The following is a 24,680-nucleotide window of genomic DNA, read 5'->3' on the forward strand; positions in this document are numbered from 1 at the left end:
GACCGCCCCCACTCAGCCTTTTTAACGCCCCGTTGCGGCCCACCGGAAGCCCGCACCCAGCAAGGCTCCTTACGGTGGCTAAGATGGCTCCATGAACAGCCTTCGCACCCGCCGCTCCATCATCGCCGCCACTTTGGCCTCGGCCGCCCTCGTGCTCACAGCGTGCGGTGGAGGTTCAACTCCCGCGCAGTCAGGTGGAGACACGTCCCTCTCGGACGTCAAGTCCAAGGGCGAACTGGTGATCGCTACCGAAGGCACGTACCGCCCCTTCAGCTTCCACGCAGAAGGCGCCGGCGACCTCACCGGCTTCGATGTCGAAGTGGCCCAGGCCGTAGCCGGAAAGCTCGGCGTCAAGGCTACCTTCCAGGAGACACAGTTCGATGGCATCTTCGCCGGCCTGGACTCCAAGCGCTTCGACACCATTGCCAACCAGATTTCCATCAACGACGAACGCAAGGCCAAGTACGAGTTCTCCACCCCCTACACCGTCTCCACGGGCGTGGTGGTAACCAAGTCGGACAACTCCAGCATCAACAGCTTCGCGGACCTCAAGGGCAAGACCACCGCCCAGTCGCTGACCAGCAACTTCTACAAGATGGCTGTAGAAGCAGGCGCCAATGTCCAGGCCGTGGAAGGCTGGGCGCAGTCCGCGACGTTGGTTCAGCAAGGCCGCGTGGACGCGACCGTCAATGACAAACTCACGTACTTGGATTACGCCAAGAACACCCCGGATTCCGGCCTGAAGGTCGCTGCGGAGGCACCTGACAAGACCGAAAGCGCGCTCGTCTTCCGCAAGGGTTCAACCGAGCTCACCTCTGCCGTGGACAAAGCACTGGCTGACCTCCAGGCAGATGGAACCCTGGCGAAGATCTCCGAAAAGTACTTCGGCGCGGACGTCACCAAATAGATGAACTGGGACCTCATCTGGAGTTCCTTCGGCCCGCTCATCACCGGGGCCGTCACGGGGACCATTCCCCTGACCCTCGCCTCATTCGCCTTCGGCCTGGTGCTCGCCTTGGTGGTGGCACTGATGAGGCTGAGCCCCAACTGGCTGCTCTCCGGAATCGGCCGTTTCTATGTCTCGGTCATCCGTGGCACTCCCCTGCTGGTCCAGCTGTTCGTGATTTTCTTCGGCCTGCCCAGCATCGGCGTCAGGCTTGATCCCTGGCCAAGTGCCATTATCGCGTTCTCCTTGAACGTGGGCGGGTACGCGGCGGAGATCATCCGGGCAGCCATCCTGTCCGTGCCCAAAGGCCAGTGGGAAGCCGGCCACACCATCGGCATGTCCCGGCCGCAGACGCTGGTACGCATCATCCTCCCCCAGGCAGCCCGGGTCTCGGTTCCCCCGTTGTCCAACACCTTCATCTCCCTGGTGAAGGACACCTCGCTGGCGTCCTTGATCCTGGTCACCGAATTGTTCCGCAATGCCCAGCAGATCGCTGCTTTCAGCCAGGAGTTCATGGCCCTGTACCTGCAGGCGGCCTTGGTGTACTGGGTCATCTGCCTGGTCCTTTCCACAGCGCAGTCCGCCGTGGAAAGGAGATTGGACCGCTATGTCGCCCACTGACGAAACACTCCCCGCCACAGTGCTGCAAGCCCGCAACCTCGCGAAGGCTTTCGGCAGCAACGTGGTGTTGCGGGACATCGATATCGATATCCGCCGCGGGCAGGTGGTGGCACTTATCGGTCCTTCCGGCTCGGGCAAGACCACCGTCCTGCGGTCGCTGAACGGCCTGGAAACCCCCGACGCCGGCACTGTCACCTTCGGGGGCAGCGACGGCGGCGCAGGGCTGTCGATCGACTTCAACGCGAAGGTGGGCAAGAAAGAGATCGCGGAGTTGCGTGACCGCAGTGCCATGGTCTTCCAGCACTACAATCTCTTCCCGCATATGACGGTGCTGAAAAACATCACCGAAGGCCCCATCCAGGTCCAGAAGAGGCCCCGGGCCGAGGCCGTTGCCGAGGCGGAGCGGCTTCTGGAGCGGGTGGGGCTGGCCGATAAGCGCGATGCCTACCCCTTTGAGCTCTCCGGCGGACAGCAGCAACGCGTGGGCATCGTCCGGGCCCTGGCGCTCAAGCCCCAGCTCTTGCTGTTCGATGAACCCACCTCTGCGCTGGACCCCGAACTGGTAGGGGAAGTCCTGGGAGTCATCAAGGAACTCGCCGAAGAGGGTTGGACCATGGTGATCGTGACCCACGAACTCGCCTTCGCCAAGCACGTGGCGGACGAAGTAATTTTCATGGACGGCGGTGTGGTGGTCGAACGCGGTCCCGCTGCCGAAGTCCTGCGGGCACCCACGCAGGAACGCACCAAGCTTTTTGTGAAACGGCTCCAGCACGACGTCTAGGAGGCTCAAGGAAATGGGGGAAGAGACTTTGGACGCAACACCCGAAACCGGCCGCAGGAAGTCCCGGCGTACCATCATCATTGCCGCGGTGGTCGCCGCTGTGGTTGCGGCAGGCGGGCTCGGCACTTGGTTTGCGCTCTCCCGCCCGGCAGGTGTCCAGCACGCAGATGTTGTCCGTTTGGATAAGGAACGGGCAATTCTGGACAACTCGATGAATCTCTACGATCCCCTGTTCAACCAGTTTTCGGTCCGCTACTCAAGCGTGATGACCGAAAACGCGGAGCAGGAGGAAAAGGAGAAGGTCCTCAACCGCGATGGTGAGCGCCTGAAGCGCGAGTCACGGACCAACCTGGACCGGCTGGATCGGATGGCGTCCTCGCCGGCCGTCCAGGAACAGGAAATCGGGGACGCCTTCAACCGCTTCAAGGAACAGTACGGCGCCGTGATCGCCTATAACGACCAACTCGTGGTCGATACCTCCAACATCAACGAATCCATCGGCGGTCCCTGCGCGCCGCTGCACTCCACGCTGAACGTTGGCGCTGAGTCGTACTCCGCGGATTACGTCAAAGGCGCCGATGAGTGCCTTGCTGCGATGGGCACCGCCAAGGACGGCACCGATGCTGAAACAACCGAACTGCTGACGGCGGTGGAAGGCATCATTCGCGGACAGCGGGACAAGCAACAGGAAGTCCTGGACAGCAAGGACGACCTTGAGCGGCTGGCCAAGCGCACTCTGGCCGGTGTAGCCATGCTGGACATCAACGATGCCCTGTCAGCGGCACAGACCAAGTACGAGAGCGCCATGAAGGAGAAGTACAACCAGTTGGTGGCCAACGCCAACGAATCCAACAAAGCGCTCGAAAGTGCCCTCAAGACACGCTCTGACCAATTTGATGCTGCAGGCAAGGACGGGAAATAGGCCATGACTTTTGAATCCGATCCTGCCCAGCCTGCCCCTCAATCCGGTCCCGCCCAACCCGATCCCGCCCAACCTGATCCCACCCAGCCGGCGGCGACCAGGAAGCGCAGGCTTGCACTGATTCTGGTTTCCAGTGCTGTTGTTCTGGTGATCATTGCCGTGGCGGCGGTGATAGCTGTGGCGCACTTCTCCGGGCAGCAACGCAAGGAAAACCTGCAGGCCCTGAAAGACGGACACCTCACGGCGTTGGTGGATGCGCGGGGCAAGCTTCAGCCCGCGGCCAACGCCTACCTGGCCGCGTACAAGAAAGCCCGGAACGCCCCCGCCTCCCAGGAGGAAGCGGAGAAGAACTCCGCAAAAGAGCGGGACGCGTTCCAGCAGGCTGTCAATGACGCCCGTGCGGCCCTGTCCACGGTCAAAAACGCCCAGTCCCCCGCCGATGGCGGTGTCGGCGTCGCCGTGGGGCAACTGGAAGAGTCCTACCAGGGCTTCATCGACCACATGGAAGGACTGGTGGAGTCATACCCGCAGTTTGAAGGTCTCTTCAGGGAAGACGGAGCCGGCTGCAACGGCTTGTTTGTTGGCTCCAAAGCCGCCACCCTTCGTGAACGCCAAACACTGCTCGGCCAGGCCGCAGGTCCCTGCCGGGAAGCGGTGGACCAACTCAAGGAATCCAAGAACGTGGCCTACGTCGAGTTTGCCCGCACATTGGACAACCGGGTGGCACAGCTTGAATCGAACGCCGAGATCACGGCAAAGTCCGAAGAGAACTACAACGAATTCGTGAAGATCAAGGATCAGATGACCCAAAAGGTCGACGACGCCACCGCCCGCAATGCCTCCGATGAGGAATTCCGCAAGATTGCCGACGAGCTGAAGGTCCTCAACACCCGTATCCGGAACAACAGGTCGGAGTTCGACTTCGCTGCCAAGCGCTACCTGTCCGGTGTCAAGGAAATGCCGACTCTGGTCGAGGAAGTGTTCTCCAAGAAGATTCCGGCCGAAATCAAGAGCTACGAATCCGTGATCCCCCTGCGGACCCAGATCTTGAAGGACGCAGTGGACGTCGAGTTGGTCGAATAGGCACCGGCAACACGAACAAACGCCGACGGCATTGCAGGATTTCCCCGCAATGCCGTCGGCGTTTTGCTGTCTCTTGGGATCAGCGCGCGAAGCGCAAAGTGACCAATTGGAACGGACGGAGCACCAAGTCCACCGCCGAGTCCTCCCCGGCAGTGACTCCAGGAGCTTCTGCAGCCCGTTCCAGCAGATCCGTGGCTGTCACGCCGGTGGTCTTGAAACCGGGCCGGAGAGTGGCAGCTGAGCGCTCACCAAGGGATTCGTAGAGCCTGACGATCACATCGCCCGACCCATCCTCGGCCAGCTTCACCGCTTCGACCACAATGGCCGGGTTCGAGACCGACACCAGAGGATCAACCCCGTGGCCGCCGGTCACGAACCGGGGCTTCAGGTTGGTCCTGTACCCCTCTTCGACGGCATCGGAGATTGCAGCTCCGGGCCTGATGGAAACCTCCAACGTGTGCTCCCCCCTGTCTGCTTCAGGGTCCGGGAACCGGGCCGAGCGCAGCAGCGAGGTGCGGATCGTCGTCGTGGTTCCGCCGTCGGTGCGGACGGCCCTGGTGACGTCGTGCCCGTAGCTGGAGGAGTTGCTGACGGCCACGCCATAACCGGGCTCGGCAACGTGGATCCAGCGGTGTGCACAGATTTCGAACTTTGCAGCTTCCCAGGACGTGTTGGTGTGCGTCGGCCGGAAGACGTGGCCAAACTGTGTCTCCGACGCCGAACGATCAGCCCTCACGTCCAGCGGGAAGGCGATCTTCAGCATCTTTTCGCGCTCCTGCCAGTCCACCGTGGTGGAGATTCCCAGTGACTTGGCACCGGCGTCGAGCGTGATGCGCTGCGTGATGGTGGAGGCGCCCACCTTCCGTTGGACCACCACGACGGCGCCGGCCGGCGTACGTTCGAGATCGATGGTGTCCGCGTGCGTCAGCTGCGTGACGTTGCGGCGGTAGAACTCTTCGATGTCCCACGCATCCCATTCGTTGGGAGTGTCCCGGAACAACTCCAACAGGTTGCCGGCCTCCCCGGGGGCTATGGCGTCTCGACCGCTGGCATGGTCCACCAGTGAGGTGAGCAGCCCGTTCCCGTCCAGCACCGCGCGGACGATGCCGTTGTCCAGCACGAAGCCCTCGCCCGGGTCCTCCACCTGGACGCCGGTGCCGTGTCCGCCGGTTTCGGCGATCCCCAATGCCGGCACGCCGCTGCGCTGATGCGGTGCGGCGTTGAGCAGGTAGCTGGTGCTGCCGGTGCCTACCAAAGCCTGGGCTGCTTCACCGATGATGGCCTCGAGGTCTCGGGCAATGGCCTCGTAGTTGCGTTCGGCGTCCTGATGGACCCAGGCGATGGAGCTGCCCGGGAGGATGTCGTGGAACTGCTGCAGGAGGACCAGTTGCCAGAGCCGCTTCAACTCCTCGCGGGGATAGGTGTAATCCGTACCGAGACGAACCGCTGCGGTGGAACACCACAACTCCGCCTCCCGCAGCAGGTGTTCGCTGCGACGGTTGCCACGCTTGGTCTTGGCCTGGCTGGTGTACGTTCCGCGGTGCATTTCCAGGTACATCTCGCCCACCCAGACCGGCAGGTTGGTGTACTCCGCCTCGGCTTGGGTGAAGAAGTCCTTTGCGGTGCCCATCCGCACCTTCGGGGATCCTTCCAAATCCGCCGTGCGGTGCGCGGCCGCGACCATCTCCCGCGTAGGTCCGCCGCCGCCGTCGCCGTAGCCGAACGGCACCAGTGACATGGTGCCACGGCCGTGGTCCCGGTAATTTCGTTCTGCGTGGGCCAGCTCGCGGCCGTGCAGTTCAGCGTTGTACGAATCCACCGGCGGGAAGTGCGTGAAGAGCCGGGTGCCGTCAATTCCTTCCCAGGAGAAGGTGTGGTGCGGCATCCTGTTGACCTTGTTCCAGGAAATCTTCTGGGTGAGGAACCAGCGCGAACCGGCCTCTTTCACAATCTGCGGGATGGCACCGGAGTAGCCGAAGGAGTCAGGAAGCCAGGCCTCCTGGCATTCGACGTCGAACTCCTTCAGGAAGAAGCTCTTGCCTTCCACGAACTGGCGCGCCATGGCCTCGCCGCCGGGCATGTTGGTATCCGATTCCACCCACATGCCGCCCACGGGGATGAACTGGCCGGCCTTGACTTTCTCGCGGATCCGGACGAAAAGCTCGGGGAAGTACTCCTTTATCCACGCCATCTGCTGCGCCGAGGAGCAGGAAAACACAAAGTCGGGATCTTCATCCATGAGCGCCACTACGTTGGAGAACGTCCTGGCGCATTTGCGGATGGTCTCCCGGACCGGCCACAACCAGGCAGAGTCGATGTGGGCATGGCCAGTGGCAAGGAGTTGGTGGGCCGAGGCATAGGCGGGCCGGCACAGCACTTCCTTCAAGGCCTCACGGCCGGCCATCGCTGTTCCGGGAACGTCGTCCGGATCCATGATGTCCAGCATCCGCTCCAGGGCCCTGAGGATTTCATGCCGGCGGGGAAGTTCGGTGGGGAGTTCATGCATGAGTCCGCTGAGCGTCCAGATGTCCTGGTTCAGTTCCCACACGGTCTCGTTCAGCTCTGCCATGGCGATGCGGCCCAGGCGGTACCGGGGATCGTCGCCGGAGGTGGCTTTGTCTCCGAGCGGGGTGGGAGCAAAGGACCAGCCCTGGGCAACGTCCGGGTTCGCGGCCGCCTCGACATAGAAATCCACCGAGTGTCCGCCGCCCAGCAGTTTGAGGGGGACGTGGTAATTCCGTGGCGAGATCGCCTTGATGATGCTGCCGTCCGCCCGCCACGCAGTGCCTTCGCATTGGAACCCGGGGACGTCGCTGTTGAAGCCGAGGTCCACGATGATCTCCACGGACGTGGAGTCAGCCATGCCCCAGTCCTGCGGGACTTCACCCTGCAGGTGCAGCCATTTGGTGCTCCAGGCCTTTCCCCACGCGGCTCCATGCTCCTGGGGAGTGAAGAGCTGGCGCATGGCCTCCGATGCCGGCACAGGTTCGCCGGGTACCTCCCAGCTGCTGAGCTGTAGCGGTATTGCCCTGCCGTAAATGGCCGGAAGAATGCGTTCCCGAACGAATCGATCGAGGCGCTGTTCAGTGATCCGGCGGTCGTCGTGCAATTAATTCCCCTTTGGGCTTTAGCTGGATATCACGAATGGTTCACGCACCTGGGGTGCATGCCCGCGCGGCAGTTCTGGGTTCGCTACGCTTCCAATCGATGGATAAAATCTACGTTGTTCCAGCTCAATAGCCAAGTGATCGGCCGCTATCCCCCACGGACAGTGCGTCCGGCTGGGCGGGTTCGGCAATGATCCTGTCCCGGCCTGCGTAGACGTTGAGACTGTGCCCACGGCTGAAACCGGCCAGGGTAATCCCGGACTCCTCCGCCAGCTCAGCGGCCAGGCTTGAGGGCGCACTGACCGCAGACAGTACCGGAATGCCGGCCATGGCCGCCTTCTGGACCAGCTCGAAGGACGCCCTGCCGGAGACCTGGAGGACTGTCCCCTTCAGCGGCAACACCCCTGCCCGCAGCGCCCAGCCCACTACCTTGTCCACCGCGTTGTGCCGGCCAACATCTTCGCGAAGGCACAGCAATTCGGAGGTGCCGTCGTCGTGGATCCTGAAAAGGCCCGCGGCGTGGACGCCGCCCGTTTTATCGAAAACGGCCTGGGCCTCCCTGAGCCGGTCCGGCAATGCGGCGAGCGCCCTGACCGGTACAGTGACGTCGTCTTCCTTGGGGCTGTGATGCGAGGCTTTGCGGACTGCGTCAATGGAGTCCGTACCGCAAATTCCGCACGAGCTCGATGTATAGACGTTGCGGCCGGTATCGGGCCGTTCCACATCGGGCCGGAGTTGGGCGTCCACCACGTTGAAGGTCTGGACGCCGTCCTCGTTTTCCCCGGCGCAGAAGCGCTCCGAGATCAGTTGGGAGGGTTCCCAGATGATGCCCTCAGAGACCAGGAATCCGGCCACGAGGTCAAAGTCGTCTCCCGGGGTCCGCATGGTCACGGAGAAGGACATCTCGCCCAAGCGGATTTCCAGGGGTTCCTCCACCGCGAGTACGTCTTCCTTGAAGCGGACCGGATGCTCCAGTGCTTGCGGCGAGCCGTCCAGGACAAACTTATGCACCTTTCGGCGCTGCGTTACGCGTCCCACGTCAGGATCCGTCCTCCTCTGTTTTCACGAAACGTACTGTCATGGCCTTGTAGCCGGGGGTGTTGGATTCCCTGGCCACCAGTTCGCGGTGCACCAGGGCGTTGGCCTCCGGGAAGTAAGCTGCGGCGCACCCCTTGGCAGTGGGATACTCAACCAGCCGGAACCTGTTGGCCCGCCGCTCCGTCCCGGCGAACGTGGAGACGACATCCACGAGATCGCGGTCCTTGAAACCGAGTTCGGCCAGGTCTTCAGGGTGGACCAGGATGACCCGGCGGCCATCAGAGATCCCGCGGTACCGGTCGTCCAGGCCATAGAACGTGGTGTTGTACTGGTCGTGGCTGCGCACCGTCTGCAGGATCAGGTGGCCTTGTGGGGCCTGGAGGTACTCCAGTGGCCGCACCGAGAACCGTGCTTTGCCGATGTCCGTGGCGAACGTCCTGGTGTCCCGGGGCGGGTTGGGCAGCACGAAGCCGTTCTTGGTGCGAACCCTCGTATTGAAATCCTCGAAGCCGGGTATCACCCGGGAGATGTGGTCCCGGATGACGTCGTAGTCTTCGGCCATGGCACGCCAGTCCACGCTGTGGTCGTCGCCCAGGGTCGCCTGCGCCATGCGGGCTACGATCACCGGTTCGCTGAGCAGGTGCTCCGAGACAGGTTCCAGTCTTCCCTGCGTTTTATGGATGACGGACATGGAGTCTTCCACCGACAGGAATTGCTTGCCTTTGGGGTGTTTGTCATCCGTGTCAGTCCGGCCCAGCGTAGGCAGGATCAGCGACGTTTTGCCGTGGACCACATGGGCCCTGTTGGGTTTGGTGGAGATATGGACGGTCAGTCCTGCGGTCTTCAGGCCCTCTTCCAGGGCTGCGGTGTCCGAGCCGGCGGCTGCAAAGTTCCCGCCCATGGAGACGAAGACATCCACCTCACCCTTTTCCAGGGCGTGCTGGGTTTCCACGGAGTCATATCCGTGATCGCGCGGCATATGGAAACCGAATTCCTGGTCCAGCGCTGCCAGGAACGATTCCTTGGGTTTCTCCCAGATCCCCATGGTGCGGTCGCCCTGGACATTGGAGTGCCCGCGGACGGGACATGCTCCGGCGCCACGCTTGCCGAAGTTCCCTTGCAACAGCAACAGGTTGATGATTTCGCGCAGCGTGTCCACCGAGTGCGGCTGCTGTGTCAGTCCAAGGGCCCAGCAGATGATGGTTGCCTTTGAGGCAGCCATCATTTCTGCCGCCTTGGTAATTTGCCTCCGCGTCAGGCCGGTGGCCCGCTCGGTCTCGGCCCAGTCCAGGACCGCACGGGCTTGGGTGTAGGCGGCGAACCCTTCGGTCTGCTGCTCAATGAAGGAATGGTCGACGACGGTGCCCGGGTTGCGCTTCTCTTCCTCCAGGAGCAGGTGGCCCAGTGCCTGGAACAGCGCCAGGTCCCCACCGACCTTGATCTGCAGGAATTCATCCGCGATGGTGGTGCCACCGCCGATAACGCCATTGAGGGACTGGGGGTCCTTGAAGTTCAGCAGGCCCGCCTCGGGAAGCGGGTTCACGGCGACGATCTTTCCGCCGTTGTTCTTGCAGTCCCGCAGTGCAGACAGCATCCGGGGATGGTTGGTTCCCGGATTCTGTCCCACCACCAGGACCAGTTCGGCGTGGTGGATATCCTCCAGCGAGACTGTGCCCTTGCCGATTCCAATGGTGGGGTTCAGTGCGCTGCCGGACGATTCATGGCACATATTGGAGCAGTCGGGCAGGTTGTTGGTGCCCAGGCTTCGGGCGAACAACTGATACATGAAGGCGGTCTCGTTGGCTGTTCGGCCCGAGGTGTAGAAAACGCACTTGTCCGGAGTGGTGGCGTTGATGTGCTCACCGATCAAGGCGAAGGCGTCGGTCCAACTGATGGGTGAGTAATGCGTGTCCCCGGGCCTGATGACCACGGGCTCGGACAATCTTCCCTGGCTTCCCAACCAGTACTCGGTCTTGTCTTCGAGATCCGCCAGGGAGTGCTTCGCCCAGAATTCGGCGCCTACCGTGCGGGTGGTGCTTTCCTCGGCGATCGCTTTGGCGCCGTTCTCGCAAAATTCGGCGGGGCTCCGCTTGCCCGTGATGGATTCAGGCCACGCACACCCCGGGCAATCAAAGCCGTCATGCTGGTTCACCCTGAGCATGGAACGGACCGTGCGGGCTACTCCGGCCTGGGCGTAACCGCGTTCAAGGGCCACCGTAACAGCTTTGAGGCCGGCAGCGGCTTGTTTGGGCGGGTGGATTTGCAGGTCATCTTCATTGATGTCCTGTTCGGGAGCATGCCTGTTCATATGTCCATCATTGCACTTTGTGTGAGCCTGTTACCTGGTTCGCCGCAGTGCCGGCCAGTACAGCCTTCAGGCGTCGAGCGCACTCCAGTCCACCGGCCCGGAGGGAGCCTTCTTCGCTTGCCGTGTGGCGGCCTTGCGGGGCTTGTCTTCCGGGGACTTTGGCTGGGGCAACGGTTTGCCCCAGGGCAAGGCAAACGCAGGGACCAACTCCCCCAGTTGGACTCCGTGGGGTGGGACCACCATGACCCCGTCCGCACCGGCCAGGCCCCGCATCATTCCCGGTCCCGCGTGCTGCGCCGGTGAGGCCAGGCCATACACCAGCTTGAACGGCATCAGCCGGGTCCGACCGGGATCGGCCTCGAGCATTGCGCCGCACGGTACCTCACCCACATGGGGCGGCTTCCGGTGGCCCAATGCAGCAAGCAATGGAGCGCCCACCGTGAACAGCGCCATCATCGCGGCAAGTGGATTTCCAGGCAGGCCCAGGACAAAGCGGCCATCGGGCAACTCGGCCAGTACGGCGGGGTGGCCGGGTCGCATCGAAATACCGTCGATCAACAGCCGGCCACCCAGTTCAGCCACCGCTCGGCGGAAATGGTCAGTCCCCGACCGGCCCGTACCGCCCGTTGTGATGACGACATCGGCCGGGGGTTCGGCTTCTTCATCGGAGCCAGTCGCGATCTCGTCCACGGCAGGCTCACTCTCCTGGAGGGCGGCAATCCACTCCTCATAGTTATCGCCCACCCTGAGCTGCTCTCCTGCTATGCCGCCCAGGAGCTCTACCACGGCACCCAACTGCGGACCAAAGGTGTCGCGGACCTGTCCGGGCAGCGGGATCCCCCGTTCCACAACCTCGGAACCTGTAAGCAGGAACCTGACCAACGGTTTGCCGAGAACCTCTACATGGTCCAGTCCGGCCAGTGCAGCCAAAGCGATGTGGGCTGGATTGAGTACCGTTCCAGCGGTCAGCAGGATCTCCCCCTCGGCAGCTTCCTCCGCGGCTTTGCGGATGTGCTGGCCGTTGCGGGGTTCACCGGGCTTGGCGGCGCCGCCTAAAGCCAGGACCGGCAGGCCGTCGTCGTCGGTGGTGATGACGCCGCTCTCGCTGCGCAGCACGGCCTTGGCCCCGGGCGGAATGAGGCCACCGGTCACAATGGGGCTTGCCTGGTGCGGGGCAAGCCTCTGGCCAGGTTCGCTCAGGATCCACGGACCACTTCCGTTGACGGCCCAGCCGTCCATGGCCGACGAAGCGTAGTGGGGCATGTCCTGTACGGCCAGGGCATCGGCTGCAAGGGTGCGGCCCAGCGCCGAGGTGAGCGGCACGGGGCCTGGTGGAATGGGAGCGGCACACTCAAACGCGCGCTGGCGGGCCTCCTGCCAGGTGTGCGCTGCGTGATGGCCCTCGGCAGGGGCCTGGGTCATTCGGCGTCAGCCTCGGACTCCGAGTACTCCTTGGCAACTTTGCGGGCCAACTCCAGGGCCGCGTTCATGGACGCATCATCGCTTGCCTGGCCAATGCCGCGGGCCATGCCTGCCGCATAGCCGGCAATGAACGTGGTCAAAGGCGCAGCGGGACGGACCACTGAATGTGCTGCCACTCCGGCTACGGCGAGTACTTCATTGACGTCCACCTCAACGCCTTCAAGCTCAAATGCCTGCAGCAATGTGCGGCACCAATCCTCGAGCGTCTCTTCCTGGCTCTTCACGTCCGCCTCCAACTTGTAGTCAATGCCCAGGGCCGCAGCGTCCTCCCACGTATCCACGTCATCCGTGGAGCCAGCGGGGACAGCAACGTCCAGCAGGTTCAGCCTAGCAAGCAGCCGGAACACAGAAGAGTCCGCCAGACCGGCACCTTGGGATGCTACGGCTGCTTCACGTTCCAAGGCTGCAGTGTCGTAAGCACCCAGGAGGGGTTGCTTCCGCCCGTCCACGGAAACGGCCATGGCACCCTCAACGCCTGGGTGGGCGGCCAGTGCATCCCACAAAGCGGAAACTCCGCGGGACGCATGCGGCATGTCGCAGGCAAGGACCAGGGTCCACCGGGCGCGGGAACGCCGGCTTTGCAGCGCCGCCAGTCCGGCTGCGATTGCCGCTGCCGGCCCGGCAAACGCCGGCTCCTCGCGGGCATGCAGCACTTCCACTGGGAACGGCACACCGCCCGCTACCGGAACATCGGGGCCTACCACCACCACGGCTGAAGCACCCCGGGCAGCCTGCAGGGCATGCGAAAGGAGCGTGGCGCCGTCGTACGTCAGCGATGGTTTAGGCACGCCACCGAGGCGGGTGGCCCTGCCACCCGCCAAAATCACGGCATTGAACTCCATCCGCCCAGAGTACCCGGACGTCCGGAGCTCAGCAGAAATCGATCAGGCAGCGGATTCCGGCAACAGGAACGGGTCCCAGTCCGGCGCAGGTTTCTCGAGTTCCTTGATCTGCCACATTGTCCCCTGGGGCACACCGGGTTTGAAACGGAGTTTCCAACCCATCTCGGCCAGTGTGTGGTCGCTCTTGGCGTTGTTGCATTTCAAGCACGCCGCAACCAGGTTTTCCCAGGAATCCGCGCCGCCCCTGGACTTGGGGTGGACATGGTCAATGGTGTGGGCTGTTTTCCCGCAGTAGGCGCAGCGGTGGCCGTCGCGGCGCAGTACCCCGCGCCTGCTCACGGCTGTGATCTTGTTGTACTGGGGACGGATGTAGCGGTTGAGGAGGATCACGGATGGTCTTCCGAGAACTTCCTGCGGCCCGACGACAGGCTCGTCGCCTTCGGCCACCACGCTTGCTTTCCCAGTCAGCACAAGGACCAGCGCCCGGCGGAAGGTTATTACCGCCAGCGGTTCATATCCAGCATTCAGAACGAGTGTGCGCATGCACGTACCTCTTCACGGCCGCACCCGTCAGGGGCACGAGGGCCGGCTGCCCTCTGCATGTACGGGCTGTGGATCGACAAGATAAGGGTAAGCACTTGTATGCCGTATCAACGAATTTATATGTGCTTTCGCCCACAGTGTCGCCCAGAGTTCATGCGTCGTTAGCGGAACGGGCGTCCGATCTGCCCCCTGAACACCCGATGTGGCCCCTAGGCAAAGGATCCGCGGTTAAACAGAACACCCCGCGGCCGTAGCCTGCGGGGTGTCCTGAAATTGCGAAGGGCTGGATCAGCCGTTGACCCGAATGAAGACCGGGCCGGAGCCGACGTTGACGCTGAACAGTGCCGTGGTGGATCCGTTCCATCCACCGTGGACTGCCTGGCCGTTGCCGACGTAGACAGCAATGTGGGCCTGTCCGGCCAGACCGCCGTTGGCGTAGTAAGCGAGGTCGCCCGGCTGTGCTTCCGCTGCGCTGACGGTGCGGCCAAGGGAGAGGTAGCCGGCCGGCCAGTCGTGGAAGTTGATGCCGACCGCTGCCAGGGAGTTGGTCACCAGCATGGTGCAGTCCTGGGTTACGCCAAGCTGTGCGTACGCGGCCGCGGCGATTGCGGCACCAAGGCCGCTGGCAGCGGCGGGAGCCTTAGCCGCAGGAGCCGTGGTGTTGACGGCCAGCGTGGCGTTTCCGCCTGTTGCCGTGCTTGCCGCCGGCTCCTTGGTTTCAGCCTTCGCGGGAGCCTTCTTCTCTACGGGAGCCGGAGCCTGCACCGTGGTGACCACGGGGCGTTCGTAGGAGATGGCAACCGTGGAGTCTGCAGCGATGGTGGACTGCACAACCGACTGGACGTCCAAGGTAGACGTCGAGGTGGATTCGCGGTCCACTTTGGTCTCGGCAGCGTTGGCTGCGACACTTCCGGTCAGGACAAGGCCTGAAGCTGCGGCAATAACGGCTGCCTGTCGGCCCACGCCGCCGGCGTTTTCACTGACGGCCTTGGCGATCACGGCAAGCGAGCTGGTCTTGGGGGCCTCAGCGCGATGCCGTGCAACCTTGTGTGCACTGGTCATGGTTTTCTCTTTTCGTATCCGCGTGCAGTTGGGGTACACGCGGCTCATTGGCGCGCCGGCACTTGGGGGCATGCCGGCGAACCCCGAATCGGTTTGTTTCTAGCGGAGGGTGAAGAAGGAGGAGGTGCCCGTGGAGGCAGCCGAGTGCAGGAGCGTGCCCTGTCCCGGGTTCAAGGCGCTGATCATCATGCCGTTGCCCACGTAGATGCCTACGTGCGCTCCACCGTTCTGCATGACCAGGTCACCGGGGGCAGGGGTGCTGGTGGGCTTCATGGCCGTCCAGGCGTTGACGCGCGGGATGCTGATGCCGGCCTGGGCGTAGACCCACTGGGTGAATCCGGAGCAGTCCCAACCGTTGGGGGTGGTGCCGCCCCAAACGTAAGGGTGCCCGATGCCGGTGTAGGCGATCGCGGCGAGGCCGGAAGCGGCGGCGCTGGAAGCAGCATCCTTGGCTTCGGAGGACTTGGCGGTCACAGCGCCTGCTGTGGCCTGGTCGCCGGAGGCCGAGGTGCGTCCGGTGGTCTGGGAAGCGCGCTGGACAACCTTGGGAGCTTCCTTCGTGGCCACTACGGGGCTTTCGAAGGAGACGGTTGCCGTGGGCTCTGCGGTGACTACCGCAGTGGTGACCATCTGCTGGGTGCTGGAGGCTTCCGACTTTGAAACATCGGTGTCTGCTGCCTGGGCCGGCAGACCAACGCTGAGGACGAGACCTGAGGCTGCTGCCAGGACGACAGCCTGGCGGCCGACGGTACCGGCGTTGGATGAAACAGCCTTGGAAAGCGAGTTCAAGGGGTTCGTACGAACCGATTCAGCGCGATGGCGCGCAGGGGTAGTGCGTGATGACACGTAGGTAGCCTCTCCCAATGCCTGCGAGGTGAGCTGTCGGATTCGGATGGGAGTCATCCGGCCGCGCTGCTTCAAGGAAGCTTTTGCGACTTAACCCCAAGGTCTTCTCACGAAGACCAGAAGTGGTTCCCCCGCCCCTGCCAGACGATTTATGCGAACGGACCTTGAGTAGTGGCAGAGCTAGGCAATCCACTCAAGTGCACCGGCCCCCTAAAAAGCCGATGCGCTTTGTACGGTACAACAGTTGAACGCGAATGTCACATTCAGGTCACGAGGCGTGTCACGAATGCGAGAGACGACCATCAAATGGACTAAAGCCAGCCCATGGGGTCAACAACTTCGCCGTTGACCTGTACTTCAAAGTGGAGGTGGCAACCGGTGGAGGCGCCAGTGGTACCGCTGAGCGCCACGGTGTCGCCGCGAGTGACCGTCTGGCCCACCTTGACGGTGAAGGACGACAGGTGGTTGTACGTGGTCTCAAGGCCGTTGCCGTGGTCGATGACCACGCGGTTGCCTCCGCCGTACTCGTGCCAACCGGCGAAGGTGACCTTGCCGGATGCTGCTGCGTGGACGGCCGTGCCGCACTGCGCCACGAAGTCCTGGCCGCGGTGGAAGTCGCCGGCGCCTCCGGTGAGGGGGCTGACGCGGTAGCCGAACGGGGAAGCTGTGGTCAGCGTGTCGAGGGGGCTGGCCATGGTGCCTGCAGAGGAGGCACGCTGGATGCTGCCCGCGGACTGGGCGCTGAGCAGTTGCTTCAACTTGCCGTCGGGGTCGGCGGCCGTGGCAACCGCTGCCCGGCTGAAGTCGATTTTGGCCGATGCGGCCGCGGAGACCTCCGGCTGGCTGCCACCGGATACTGCCAGGGCAGACTCGGTCTGGCCTGATTCCGAGGTGGCCATGACGGGGCTTGTGGCCGGCAGACCGACAGTCAAGGCGAGGCCGGTGGCGGCAAGCGCAACTCCGGCCTTTTGCCCGACGCCGCTGGCTGCAGCGAAGTCGGCAACCTGGCGCAGCGGGCTCTTACGGCGGCGAACCTGGCGTTCGGTGTCGCGTGGCCGGATCTCCGATACGACGCGGGCTGGCCGCAGCTCAGCAGCGGGGCCCGACGCGCGGCGACGGCCCCTGACGTTCTGCGTTGTCAAACTCTATTCCTCTCTAAAAAGCCTGCGAAGTTAGCTGTCGGATTCGGGTCAGAGAGTTTCAAGACCCGGCCCGCACGAAGCGCTCACGGCACACAGGTATCCCAAGAGGAACATGCGTAAATGGGCACTTCTGCTGCGGACTTCACCCCAAGGCTGCTTCTTTAGACAGCCGCTTGTGGTTCCCCCGCCTCTGCCAGTGGTGGATGGCACACCTGTTCCGCTGGCAGAGCTCGGCTCCGGAACAGGTAACGCTTTGGTATCAGCGCTAGTAGATAACTATAGGGGATTAAGGCCCGCAGTAATAAATTCGTTATCAACAGGAACGGGCATGCGGGCGGCAACCCCTTATCACTAATCCCGAAAAACCGCAGGTCACATGCGCGCCGGGCGTTCAAAAGTGAGATATGCCACCGTGCAGCAAGGCAGGGTTGTCAGCCAACAGAGACGAAGACGTGTGCCGCAACCTCAGGTGGAAGCTCCAGGGCACCTTCAATGCCTGGGACGCGGACGGAAATGTACTCCCCCACACGTTCCAGCGAGACCGCGGCACCGGGCCGGATTCCGCCCTCGTCCAACTGGGTAAGAAGCTCAGGCTCAACCTGGATGGGCTCCGCCAAGCGGGTGACCGCTACCCGGGAGTTCGCCGCGTAACCCTCCATGGCCTGCAGGAGGTTGACGTCCACGCGGGGGAAAGGCTGGGTGGCAAGACCGCCGAGCGCTTCCAGGCCCGGGATGGGGTTGCCGTACGGGGATTCTGTGGGGTGTTCCAGGAGTTCGTACAGGCGGCGCTCTACGCGCTCGCTCATCACGTGCTCCCAGCGACATGCTTCGTCGTGGACATAAGCCCAGTCCAAGCCAATGACGTCAGCCAGGAGCCGCTCCGCGAGGCGGTGCTTGCGCATGACCTCGGTGGCGCGCTTCCGCCCAACCTCGGTCAGTTCGAGGTGGCGGTCGTTGGAGACAATCACCAGGCCATCGCGCTCCATGCGTCCGATGGTCTGGGAAACCGTGGGTCCGGAGTGCCGCAGCCGTTCGGCGATGCGGGCCCTGAGAGCCACGATGTTTTCTTCTTCAAGCTCCAAAATGGTCCGAAGATACATCTCAGTGGTATCGATCAGATCCGTCATCCAGCTCAGCTCTCCTCGAACGCAGTTCCTTGCGTAATCTCCACCGTACAGCGTCCCTTGCCGGGGTAGGCGGAGTGCACCGCCGCCCCTTGAACGCCAACCCCTAGCCTAGCTTATTTGGAATTACTCTGGATAATTCCGGTCGCATATGGTTTGGCGGCGTTCCACGTGGCGGACTATGACGGCCACAGGTTCCTGCCGTCGCACCGGGTCAGGCAGAATTGGGATGTCGAAGGGGCAGTTGATGCCACCTGCCACGACCCATCTCTAGCCGATACCCATTGGAGCCACACGTGAGCGACAACAGCATCACCATTCCCGCCGATCTGCTGCCCAAGGATGGACGCTTCGGTGCCGGACCGTCCAAGGTCCGTCCCGAACAGATCGAGGCCCTGTCTGCCGCGTCGTCCACCATCCTGGGCACGTCCCACCGCCAGGCTCCGGTCAAGAACCTCGTGGGTTCGGTCCGCGAAGGACTCAGCCAGTTCTTCCGTGCCCCGGAGGGCTATGAAGTTGTCCTCGGCGTAGGCGGTTCCACGGCCTTCTGGGACGTCGCCGCCTTCGGCCTGGTCGAGAAGAAAGCACAGCACCTTTCCTTCGGTGAGTTCGGTTCGAAGTTTGCTGCCGCCACCAACAAGGCTCCCTTCCTGGATGCTTCCTCGATCATCAAGGCCGAGCCGGGCACCCGTCCGGTGTCCCAGGCCGAGGCCGGAGTCGACGTCTACGCCTGGCCCCAGAATGAGACCTCCACGGGCGTGGCCGCTCCCGTCAAGCGGGTCCAGGGCGCCGACGAAGGCTCCCTGGTCCTGGTCGATGCCACCTCCGCTGCAGGCGGGTTGGACGTAGACGTCGCCGAGTCCGACGTCTACTACTTCGCCCCGCAGAAGAACTTCGCCTCAGACGGTGGTCTCTGGCTGGGGCTGTTCTCCCCGGCCGCCCTGGAGCGCGCTGCACGGATCAAGGCGTCCGGCCGCTGGATCCCGGACTTCCTGGACCTGCAGACCGCCATTGACAACTCCAAGCTCAACCAGACGTACAACACTCCTTCGTTGTCCACCCTGGTCACCTTGGACGCCCAGGTGCAGTGGCTCAACAGCAACGGTGGCCTGGACTTCGCCAGCAAGCGCACTGCGGACTCGGCCAACCGCATCTACTCCTGGGCTGAGGCATCGGAGTACGCGACGCCGTTTGTCACCAATGCCGAAGACCGCTCCAATGTCATCGCCACCATCGACTTCGACGACTCCATTGATGCCGCAGCCATTGCCAAGGCCCTGCGTGCCAACGGTGTGGTGGACACGGAGCCTTACCGCAAGCTTGGCCGCAACCAGCTGCGCATTGCCACGTTTGTCGCCATTGAACCCGACGACGTTTCAGCCCTGCTTGCCAGCATCGACTACGTGGTGGGCGAACTGAAGAAGTAGGACCACAGACTGCCGGTCGGCGTCGTTCGGAGGGGTTCCGGACGACGCCGCCGCAGTTTAAGGCGCCTTATCCGCCCTGCCGGCCCACGCCGTCGTCGTCCTCCCCGGTGACGGGACGGGCCAGCAGCGACTCCACCCGGAAATGCTTGAGTCCACGCGCGCGGCGATCAAAGCGGAGGCGCAGCTGCTTTGCGCGGATGATCCAGACCAAACCCACGACGGCGGTGCTGACGCCGGCCAGCGCAGCGACGCCGACGGACCACCGAGGCCCGCCAACGTTGGCCACCCATCCCACCAGCGGCGCTCCGAGGGGAGTACCGCCCATGAAGATGGCCATGTACAAGGACATGACGCGCCCCCGCATGACAGCCTCGGTGGTGGATTGGACATAGCCGTTGGCACTGGTGATCAATGTCAGGGCGAACAGACCGCAAGGAATCAGGGCCAGGCCAAAGAGCACGGCGTTGGGAGCCAGTGCTGCCAAGGCGCTGGCGACACCGAAACCACCTGCCGCCGCGAAGATCAACCTCAAGCGGGGCCGTCCGCGTCGGGCGGCCAGCAGGGCACCTGTCACGGATCCTATGGCCATGACGGAGTTCAGAAGTCCGAATGCTCCGGCGTCCATGCCGAACTGAGTACCCACCATGGCTGCGATGAAGAGGGGGAAGTTCAGCCCGAAGGTGCCCACGATAAAGATGGCCACCAGGACAACTTGGATATCGGGTCTGTTGCGGACGTAGCGGAGGCCCTCCCGGATCCGCCCTTTGCCCGCGGCGGCGCGGGGCTGGATCCGGAGCGAGGACACCGGGATGAGCTTCAGTGCCCAGAGCATGGCGACAAAGGACACGGTGTTGATGAGGAAGACCCAGCCGGGACCCACCACCACCGTGAGGACGCCGGAGACGGCCGGTCCGATCATCCGCGCGACGTTGAAGGATGCACTGTTGAGCGCCACGGCGTTGGGCAGGTATTCGTCGGTGACAAGTTCGGAGACGAAAGTCTGGCGCACGGGTGCATCCAACGCCGTCACGATCCCCAGCAACAAGGCAAAGACGTAGACGTGCCAGAGTTCAGCCACCCCCAGCAACACCAGGATGCCCAGGCCGGTGCTGAGCAAGGCCATGGCCACCAAAGTGATGAAGAGCAGTTTCCGCCGGCTGTAGCGGTCGGCGAGCAGTCCGGCCCAAGGGGCAAGGAAGAGTTGGGGACCCAATTGAAGGGCCAGGGTTATGCCCATGGCCCCGGCGTCGTGCGCGGTCAGGTGGTCAAAGACCAACCAGTCCTGCGCGGTACGTTGCATCCACGTGCCGATGTTGGAGATCAGGGCACCGAAGAACCAGATGCGGTAATTGAGGATTCCGAGTGACCTAAAGGTGGACATCAGTGTCCGCCTTCGCTCTGGTCACCCCGGGTTTCCGCAACGCTTATTCAGCCCCGGTTTCGTGCTGGTCCTCGTCGACGTCCGCCTCGATGTCCTCGTCAACTTCCGCGTCGATGTCCTCGTCAACGTCCTCGGAACCTTCCGGGTCGGCAGCGGGCCCGGTTAATTCGTCCTCGTCGGCCTGCACGGACTCTTCCGTGACATCTTCCACGGTTTCCTCCACCAACGGAGTCTCGTCCTCAGGCCGGACGCGCTTGGCCCACGGCACCCATTCGGGCGCCAGGATGGAGTCCTCCGAGGGCAGCAGCCCAAGTTCGCTCACGGTGACGATCTTGGAGCGGGAGTTGCGGGTCACCACTGCGTACCACTGCCACCCGCCGTAGCCGGCGAGCTTGGATTCAAAGAGGTGGGTCACCACACGGTCACCCTCCGACTTGGCACCCAGGTGCGACCCGATTTCGCCAGGGTCGGCAATGCCTTCCACTGCCTCGCGGGCAACATCGACGGCGGCAGCAAGGAAGGCGTCCGGCTTGCCGGTGCGCCACACGGGCAAACCGGCGCGCGGCTTGTCCGCAACCGGCTTCCGCGCGGGGGCTTCCCCGAGGCCAGGAGCCTGGGCAGCGTCAGGGCCGGCCGCAGGACTTGCCTGGGCGTCCCTTCCGGCCTTTGTATCCTGTGCGGATTCCGATGTCATGGCCGGCCTAGGCTTCCAGCTCGTCGGCGACCTTGCGCAGCGCCAGGCTGATGGCCTTGGCTTTGTTGCCGTCCGGGTATTTACCGGAGGACAAGGAGCCGGAGAGGTTGTCCAGAACCGTCACGAGGTCCTGCACCATGGGTGCGAGGTCCTTTGCGTTCATCCGCTTGGCCTTGGCAATGGACGGCGTCTTTTCCAGCACGCGCAACCCCAGCGCCTGGGCTCCGCGGCGGCCATCAGCCACGCCGAACTCCACACGGGTTCCAGCCTTAAGCTCGGTTACTCCCGCAGGCAGGGACGTCTTGGGAAGGAATACTTCCTGGCCGTCCTCAGCCGCGAGGAATCCGAAGCCTTTTTCCTTGTCATACCACTTGACCTTGCCGGTAGGCACGTAATCAACCTTCTTCGTTTCTTGCTCTGGGAGACACGTCGGGCCAGTCACCGCATCCGCAGGGTTCTGCGGGATCGAGGGTGGCAGCCCGGTCCGTGTTGGTCTATTCCTTCAAGGTTATCCTGCCCGGCCCGCTATTCCCGCTTTGCCGCGTTCGCCGGGAGCATGAGGAGGACCAAGACGGCCGTTTACTTCTCTTGAAGACCCCTTGATAACCCCTGAATGTGGCGTGGTCCCAGGAGCCGGCTCCGCATGTGCGGGTGTGCATCCGGATCAGAATCGTCTCAAACTCGGCAGCCATTCCCAGGACGTTGCACAGCAGCATGCCTGACCGGTCAGTGGGGTCGTGGGTGCTTTCACGGAGACTCAGCATAAGCGCCCTTAGCCGTCAGCTCATGGGCATTGTCCCTTGCATCAGGAAGAGAACAGGGCCGCCGGTCAAGCTTGGTGACCACGAGCGTATCGCTAGCTCGGCAGGCCGCCATCGCTCCAGGGAGCCCGGGGTGAACCCGTTTCGCTCCTGGTCCCGTTGTCAATGGCAATTAGCCAAGGTCTGGCCTTCGGGCATCTAACCCAACCCCGCCCGGTGGTGGATCGGCTTACGAGCATGACTGAACAATGCTCGCCATGGACGACACCACTTGATCAGCCTGCGGACTCCTCTGGGTGGCTGGCTTGTGCTGGGCTAATTTCAGGCTCGCAGCTGCTGTCAATAGACTGGCGAAGTCCGACGCTCGTGCGAATCGACACATTGGCGTGGACTAAATCATAAACCGAATTGGGGATCCACCGTTTTGCCTGCTGAAAACCCGAAAATCACTGTTGTTGTTCCGACCTACAATGAGCGGGAGAATCTTCCTGTCCTTCTCTCCCAACTTGGCTCATTGGAGATTCCGAACCTTCACGTGCTCGTTGTGGACGATAGCTCTCCTGATGGAACCGGACAGGTCGCTGACCGGCTGGCAGTAGATTCCGGCGGCACGATAACAGTCTTGCACCGGAAAGAAAAAGACGGGCTGGGCAGGGCTTACGTGGCCGGTATGACTCTGGCTTTGTCGGAAAACGCGGACATCATCATTCAAATGGACGCGGACCTTTCCCACCCGGTATCGGTGATCCCAACGATGGTCGAACGGATCCATGCCCACGGTGCTGAACTGGTGATCGGATCGCGCTACGTCACTGGCGGCTCCACGGCCGCGGAATGGCCCTGGCACCGCAAAGCGCTCTCTACCTGGGCGAACTTCTACGTAGGAGTGATTCTCGGCCTGAAAGTAAAGGATGCAACAGCGGGCTTCAAGGCCTGGACAGCTTCATCCCTTAGCCGCATCGACGTCGCATCAATCAAGAGTGACGGCTATTCCTTCCAGGTCGAGATGAATTACAGGGCAGCCCAGCAAGACCTGGTAATTACTGAAGTGCCCATTCGCTTCGAAGAGCGTGTGGAAGGGGCATCCAAGATGGACCTCCGTGAGCAACTCGAGTCGGCCCTCACACCCTGGAAGCTACGCCTTCAAAAGCGGAATTAGTTCTCAAGACCCTCGGGTGGCTTCAGTACCGCTGCTCCAAGCCCACTATCTGATCCCTTAGCCCTTCACGCTGAGGGATCAGGCTGTGGACGGAGATCTCAGCTGGCAGATGCCTATCAGCTCACCTGCATTCCACCCTTGAAATAGTCTCAATGATTCTTGTCGGTGCGTCCGGGAATCCTGCATCAGACAAGCCAGCTCTTACCTCAGCTCTTACCGCTTCAACGTAAGCGTAGCCTTCAAGTGAGGTCTCGGAGATCTCTCGGTGACCTGATTGCGACTCAAGGACCGTCGTTTTCCAAGCATTCAGTTCAGAGGAATTAACAGTGGCAGCCGCAAGGGCTCGGGCAGCTGCATCTGAGGCGGCCGCAGGCACGTCGATATCCTGCGGTTCAAGCCACCATTGAGCACTGCACTTCCCTCCTTGCACGGTAAATGTTTCTTCCCGATCAGGGTCTCCGCGCCCTGCCCCGCACGCGCAGGTCGTCATCACCACTATCAAAGCAAGAAGCCTGATCCACGATTTCTTCCCCATGAAAACCAGCCTACGGCCAGGGCAGCTGGGGATCAGCTGTTAGCCTGCCCGGTTAGGGACGGGTCAACGGACACGAGCCATCATTCTTGATGGCTCAGTCAGCTCGGTGAAGCCGTATTGGGCGTATAGGCCATGGGCATCGGCAGTTGAGAGCAGAACGCGTTTCAAATCCAGTGGTTCCAGGTCCGCCATGACACCGGCGGCGAGCATCTTGCCGATGCCCTGACCCCGGACTTCGGCCGCAACGAACACATCGCAAAGCCAAGCAAACGTAACGCCGTCAGTCACGACGCGAGCATAAGCCACCTGCTCTCCAGTCCCAATGTCGTAAACGCCGTAGTTCCGGGAGGCGTCGATAGCTGCATCCTGTTTCTGACGAACCCGACCCTGCGCCCAGTAGGACTGCTCACTAAGCCACTGGTGCACACGGGCGCGATCAACCCTGTCGGACTCGGCTGAGAAGACGTAGCGTTCAGTCATGAGAACACCCTAGGGGAACCAACCAAGGAAGCTCGAAACAACGCATGCCAACGTCCGTCTGGATTTACCGCTGAAAGTCACACTTCCTCGCACCCCCTTTTACACCGCCTTCAGGCGCTGCTGCTAGCGTTGGGGGCATGACTTCCCCGGTTTACCGCCGCCCCCTCATGATCGTCGCCGCCTTGATTGCGTTGGCCTCCCTGGCCGCCGTCGGCGCTGTCATGGCGATCGCCTACAACGGCAGCACGGCTCCGGTCTGGATCACCTCGGCTGCCCTTTACGGCCTGCCCTTGGCCTTCATGCTCGCTGTGGTCCTGGTGTTGGACGCCATCCGGCTGCGCCGCCGGCAATAAGCAGACCGGCTGCAACAGAACGCGCTGGTGACGGGCAACAAGT

General features: G+C 62.8%; 23 protein-coding genes and 2 riboswitches. Of the genes, 8 read left to right on the top strand and 15 right to left on the bottom strand.

The window, feature by feature from the left end; all coding sequences use genetic code 11:
- Window positions 1-91: 91 nt before the first annotated feature.
- The 5 genes from AC6JA3_RS16395 to AC6JA3_RS16415 are packed head-to-tail and all read left to right on the top strand — an operon-like array spanning window position 92 to window position 4,353.
- A complete protein-coding gene (locus AC6JA3_RS16395) occupies window positions 92-907 on the top strand; it encodes an amino acid ABC transporter substrate-binding protein (RefSeq protein WP_026543200.1) in 816 nt (271 codons plus the stop codon).
- Entirely contained in the window at window positions 908-1,567 is a 660-nt protein-coding gene (locus AC6JA3_RS16400; protein ID WP_026548287.1) for an amino acid ABC transporter permease, read from the top strand. It abuts the gene before it with no gap.
- Window positions 1,554-2,348: an amino acid ABC transporter ATP-binding protein gene (locus AC6JA3_RS16405; protein WP_497920314.1), complete on the top strand. Its 795-nt coding sequence runs from the start codon at window positions 1,554-1,556 to the stop codon at window positions 2,346-2,348. Before AC6JA3_RS16400 ends, AC6JA3_RS16405 begins: the two co-directional genes overlap by 14 nt.
- Window positions 2,349-2,361: 13 nt before the next feature.
- The gene (locus AC6JA3_RS16410; RefSeq protein WP_347781777.1) at window positions 2,362-3,270 is read left to right on the top strand and encodes a hypothetical protein; all 909 of its coding nucleotides are present in this window, start codon (window positions 2,362-2,364) and stop codon (window positions 3,268-3,270) included.
- 3 nt (window positions 3,271-3,273) lie between these two features.
- Window positions 3,274-4,353, top strand: a complete 1,080-nt coding sequence (locus AC6JA3_RS16415; RefSeq protein WP_347781778.1) for a hypothetical protein — start codon at window positions 3,274-3,276, stop codon at window positions 4,351-4,353.
- 79 nt (window positions 4,354-4,432) lie between these two features.
- Here the strand turns inward: AC6JA3_RS16415 and AC6JA3_RS16420 are convergent, their stop codons facing one another.
- The 10 genes from AC6JA3_RS16420 to AC6JA3_RS16465 form a co-directional block, all read right to left on the bottom strand.
- Entirely contained in the window at window positions 4,433-7,462 is a 3,030-nt protein-coding gene (locus AC6JA3_RS16420; RefSeq protein ID WP_347781779.1) for an alpha-mannosidase, read from the bottom strand.
- A 124-nt stretch (window positions 7,463-7,586) separates the two neighbouring features.
- Entirely contained in the window at window positions 7,587-8,498 is a 912-nt protein-coding gene (gene fdhD / locus AC6JA3_RS16425; protein WP_347781780.1) for a formate dehydrogenase accessory sulfurtransferase FdhD, read from the bottom strand.
- A 1-nt stretch (window position 8,499) separates the two neighbouring features.
- Window positions 8,500-10,806 carry an FdhF/YdeP family oxidoreductase gene (locus AC6JA3_RS16430; protein ID WP_347781781.1) on the bottom strand — a complete coding sequence of 769 codons (2,307 nt, stop codon included), beginning with the start codon at window positions 10,804-10,806 and terminating at the stop codon, window positions 8,500-8,502.
- A gap of 66 nt (window positions 10,807-10,872) precedes the next feature.
- Entirely contained in the window at window positions 10,873-12,228 is a 1,356-nt protein-coding gene (locus AC6JA3_RS16435; RefSeq protein ID WP_347781782.1) for a molybdopterin molybdotransferase MoeA, read from the bottom strand.
- On the bottom strand, window positions 12,225-13,130 hold the full coding sequence (locus AC6JA3_RS16440) for an NTP transferase domain-containing protein (protein ID WP_347781783.1): 906 nt from the start codon (window positions 13,128-13,130) through the stop codon (window positions 12,225-12,227). Before AC6JA3_RS16440 ends, AC6JA3_RS16435 begins: the two co-directional genes overlap by 4 nt.
- 42 nt (window positions 13,131-13,172) lie before the next feature.
- The gene (locus AC6JA3_RS16445; RefSeq protein WP_026543209.1) at window positions 13,173-13,673 is read right to left on the bottom strand and encodes an HNH endonuclease; all 501 of its coding nucleotides are present in this window, start codon (window positions 13,671-13,673) and stop codon (window positions 13,173-13,175) included.
- A gap of 288 nt (window positions 13,674-13,961) precedes the next feature.
- On the bottom strand, window positions 13,962-14,735 hold the full coding sequence (locus AC6JA3_RS16450; protein ID WP_347781784.1) for an NlpC/P60 family protein: 774 nt from the start codon (window positions 14,733-14,735) through the stop codon (window positions 13,962-13,964).
- 99 nt (window positions 14,736-14,834) lie between these two features.
- Window positions 14,835-15,581 (bottom strand): C40 family peptidase, encoded by a 747-nt coding sequence (locus AC6JA3_RS16455; protein WP_263422080.1) that lies wholly within the window; start codon window positions 15,579-15,581, stop codon window positions 14,835-14,837.
- Window positions 15,582-15,585: 4 nt separating this feature from the next.
- Window positions 15,586-15,747, bottom strand: a riboswitch (cyclic di-AMP (ydaO/yuaA leader).
- 145 nt (window positions 15,748-15,892) lie between these two features.
- On the bottom strand, window positions 15,893-16,723 hold the full coding sequence (locus AC6JA3_RS16460) for a M23 family metallopeptidase (protein ID WP_026543212.1): 831 nt from the start codon (window positions 16,721-16,723) through the stop codon (window positions 15,893-15,895).
- Window positions 16,724-16,727: 4 nt separating this feature from the next.
- A riboswitch (cyclic di-AMP (ydaO/yuaA leader) is annotated at window positions 16,728-16,942 on the bottom strand.
- Window positions 16,943-17,154: 212 nt separating this feature from the next.
- Window positions 17,155-17,850, bottom strand: a complete 696-nt coding sequence (locus AC6JA3_RS16465) for an iron-dependent transcriptional repressor DtxR (RefSeq protein ID WP_026543213.1) — start codon at window positions 17,848-17,850, stop codon at window positions 17,155-17,157.
- A 293-nt stretch (window positions 17,851-18,143) separates the two neighbouring features.
- Between AC6JA3_RS16465 and serC the strand changes: the two genes are divergently transcribed.
- Window positions 18,144-19,274 carry a phosphoserine transaminase gene (serC, locus tag AC6JA3_RS16470; RefSeq protein ID WP_026543214.1) on the top strand — a complete coding sequence of 377 codons (1,131 nt, stop codon included), beginning with the start codon at window positions 18,144-18,146 and terminating at the stop codon, window positions 19,272-19,274.
- A gap of 67 nt (window positions 19,275-19,341) precedes the next feature.
- On the opposite strand, the gene AC6JA3_RS16475 is transcribed toward serC, so the two are convergent.
- From AC6JA3_RS16475 to AC6JA3_RS16485, 3 genes are read right to left on the bottom strand one after another with little or no spacing between them, the layout of a single operon-like run.
- Window positions 19,342-20,655, bottom strand: coding sequence for an MFS transporter (locus AC6JA3_RS16475; RefSeq protein ID WP_347781785.1), 1,314 nt, complete (start codon window positions 20,653-20,655; stop codon window positions 19,342-19,344).
- A 43-nt stretch (window positions 20,656-20,698) separates the two neighbouring features.
- Window positions 20,699-21,349 (bottom strand): DUF3027 domain-containing protein, encoded by a 651-nt coding sequence (locus AC6JA3_RS16480; protein ID WP_347781786.1) that lies wholly within the window; start codon window positions 21,347-21,349, stop codon window positions 20,699-20,701.
- A gap of 7 nt (window positions 21,350-21,356) precedes the next feature.
- The gene (locus AC6JA3_RS16485; protein WP_026543217.1) at window positions 21,357-21,740 is read right to left on the bottom strand and encodes a cold-shock protein; all 384 of its coding nucleotides are present in this window, start codon (window positions 21,738-21,740) and stop codon (window positions 21,357-21,359) included.
- A gap of 794 nt (window positions 21,741-22,534) precedes the next feature.
- On the opposite strand from AC6JA3_RS16485, the gene AC6JA3_RS16490 reads away from it, so the two are divergent.
- Window positions 22,535-23,269, top strand: coding sequence for a polyprenol monophosphomannose synthase (locus AC6JA3_RS16490; protein ID WP_347781787.1), 735 nt, complete (start codon window positions 22,535-22,537; stop codon window positions 23,267-23,269).
- 121 nt (window positions 23,270-23,390) lie between these two features.
- Here the strand turns inward: AC6JA3_RS16490 and AC6JA3_RS16495 are convergent, their stop codons facing one another.
- Window positions 23,391-23,804: a hypothetical protein gene (locus tag AC6JA3_RS16495; RefSeq protein WP_347781788.1), complete on the bottom strand. Its 414-nt coding sequence runs from the start codon at window positions 23,802-23,804 to the stop codon at window positions 23,391-23,393.
- A 63-nt stretch (window positions 23,805-23,867) separates the two neighbouring features.
- Entirely contained in the window at window positions 23,868-24,284 is a 417-nt protein-coding gene (locus tag AC6JA3_RS16500; protein WP_347781789.1) for a GNAT family N-acetyltransferase, read from the bottom strand.
- Between the two features lie 137 nt (window positions 24,285-24,421).
- Between AC6JA3_RS16500 and AC6JA3_RS16505 the strand changes: the two genes are divergently transcribed.
- A complete protein-coding gene (locus tag AC6JA3_RS16505) occupies window positions 24,422-24,637 on the top strand; it encodes a hypothetical protein (protein WP_347781790.1) in 216 nt (71 codons plus the stop codon).
- Window positions 24,638-24,680: the final 43 nt, after the last annotated feature.

The organism is Arthrobacter sp. TmtSoilC79 (genome assembly GCF_059739405.1).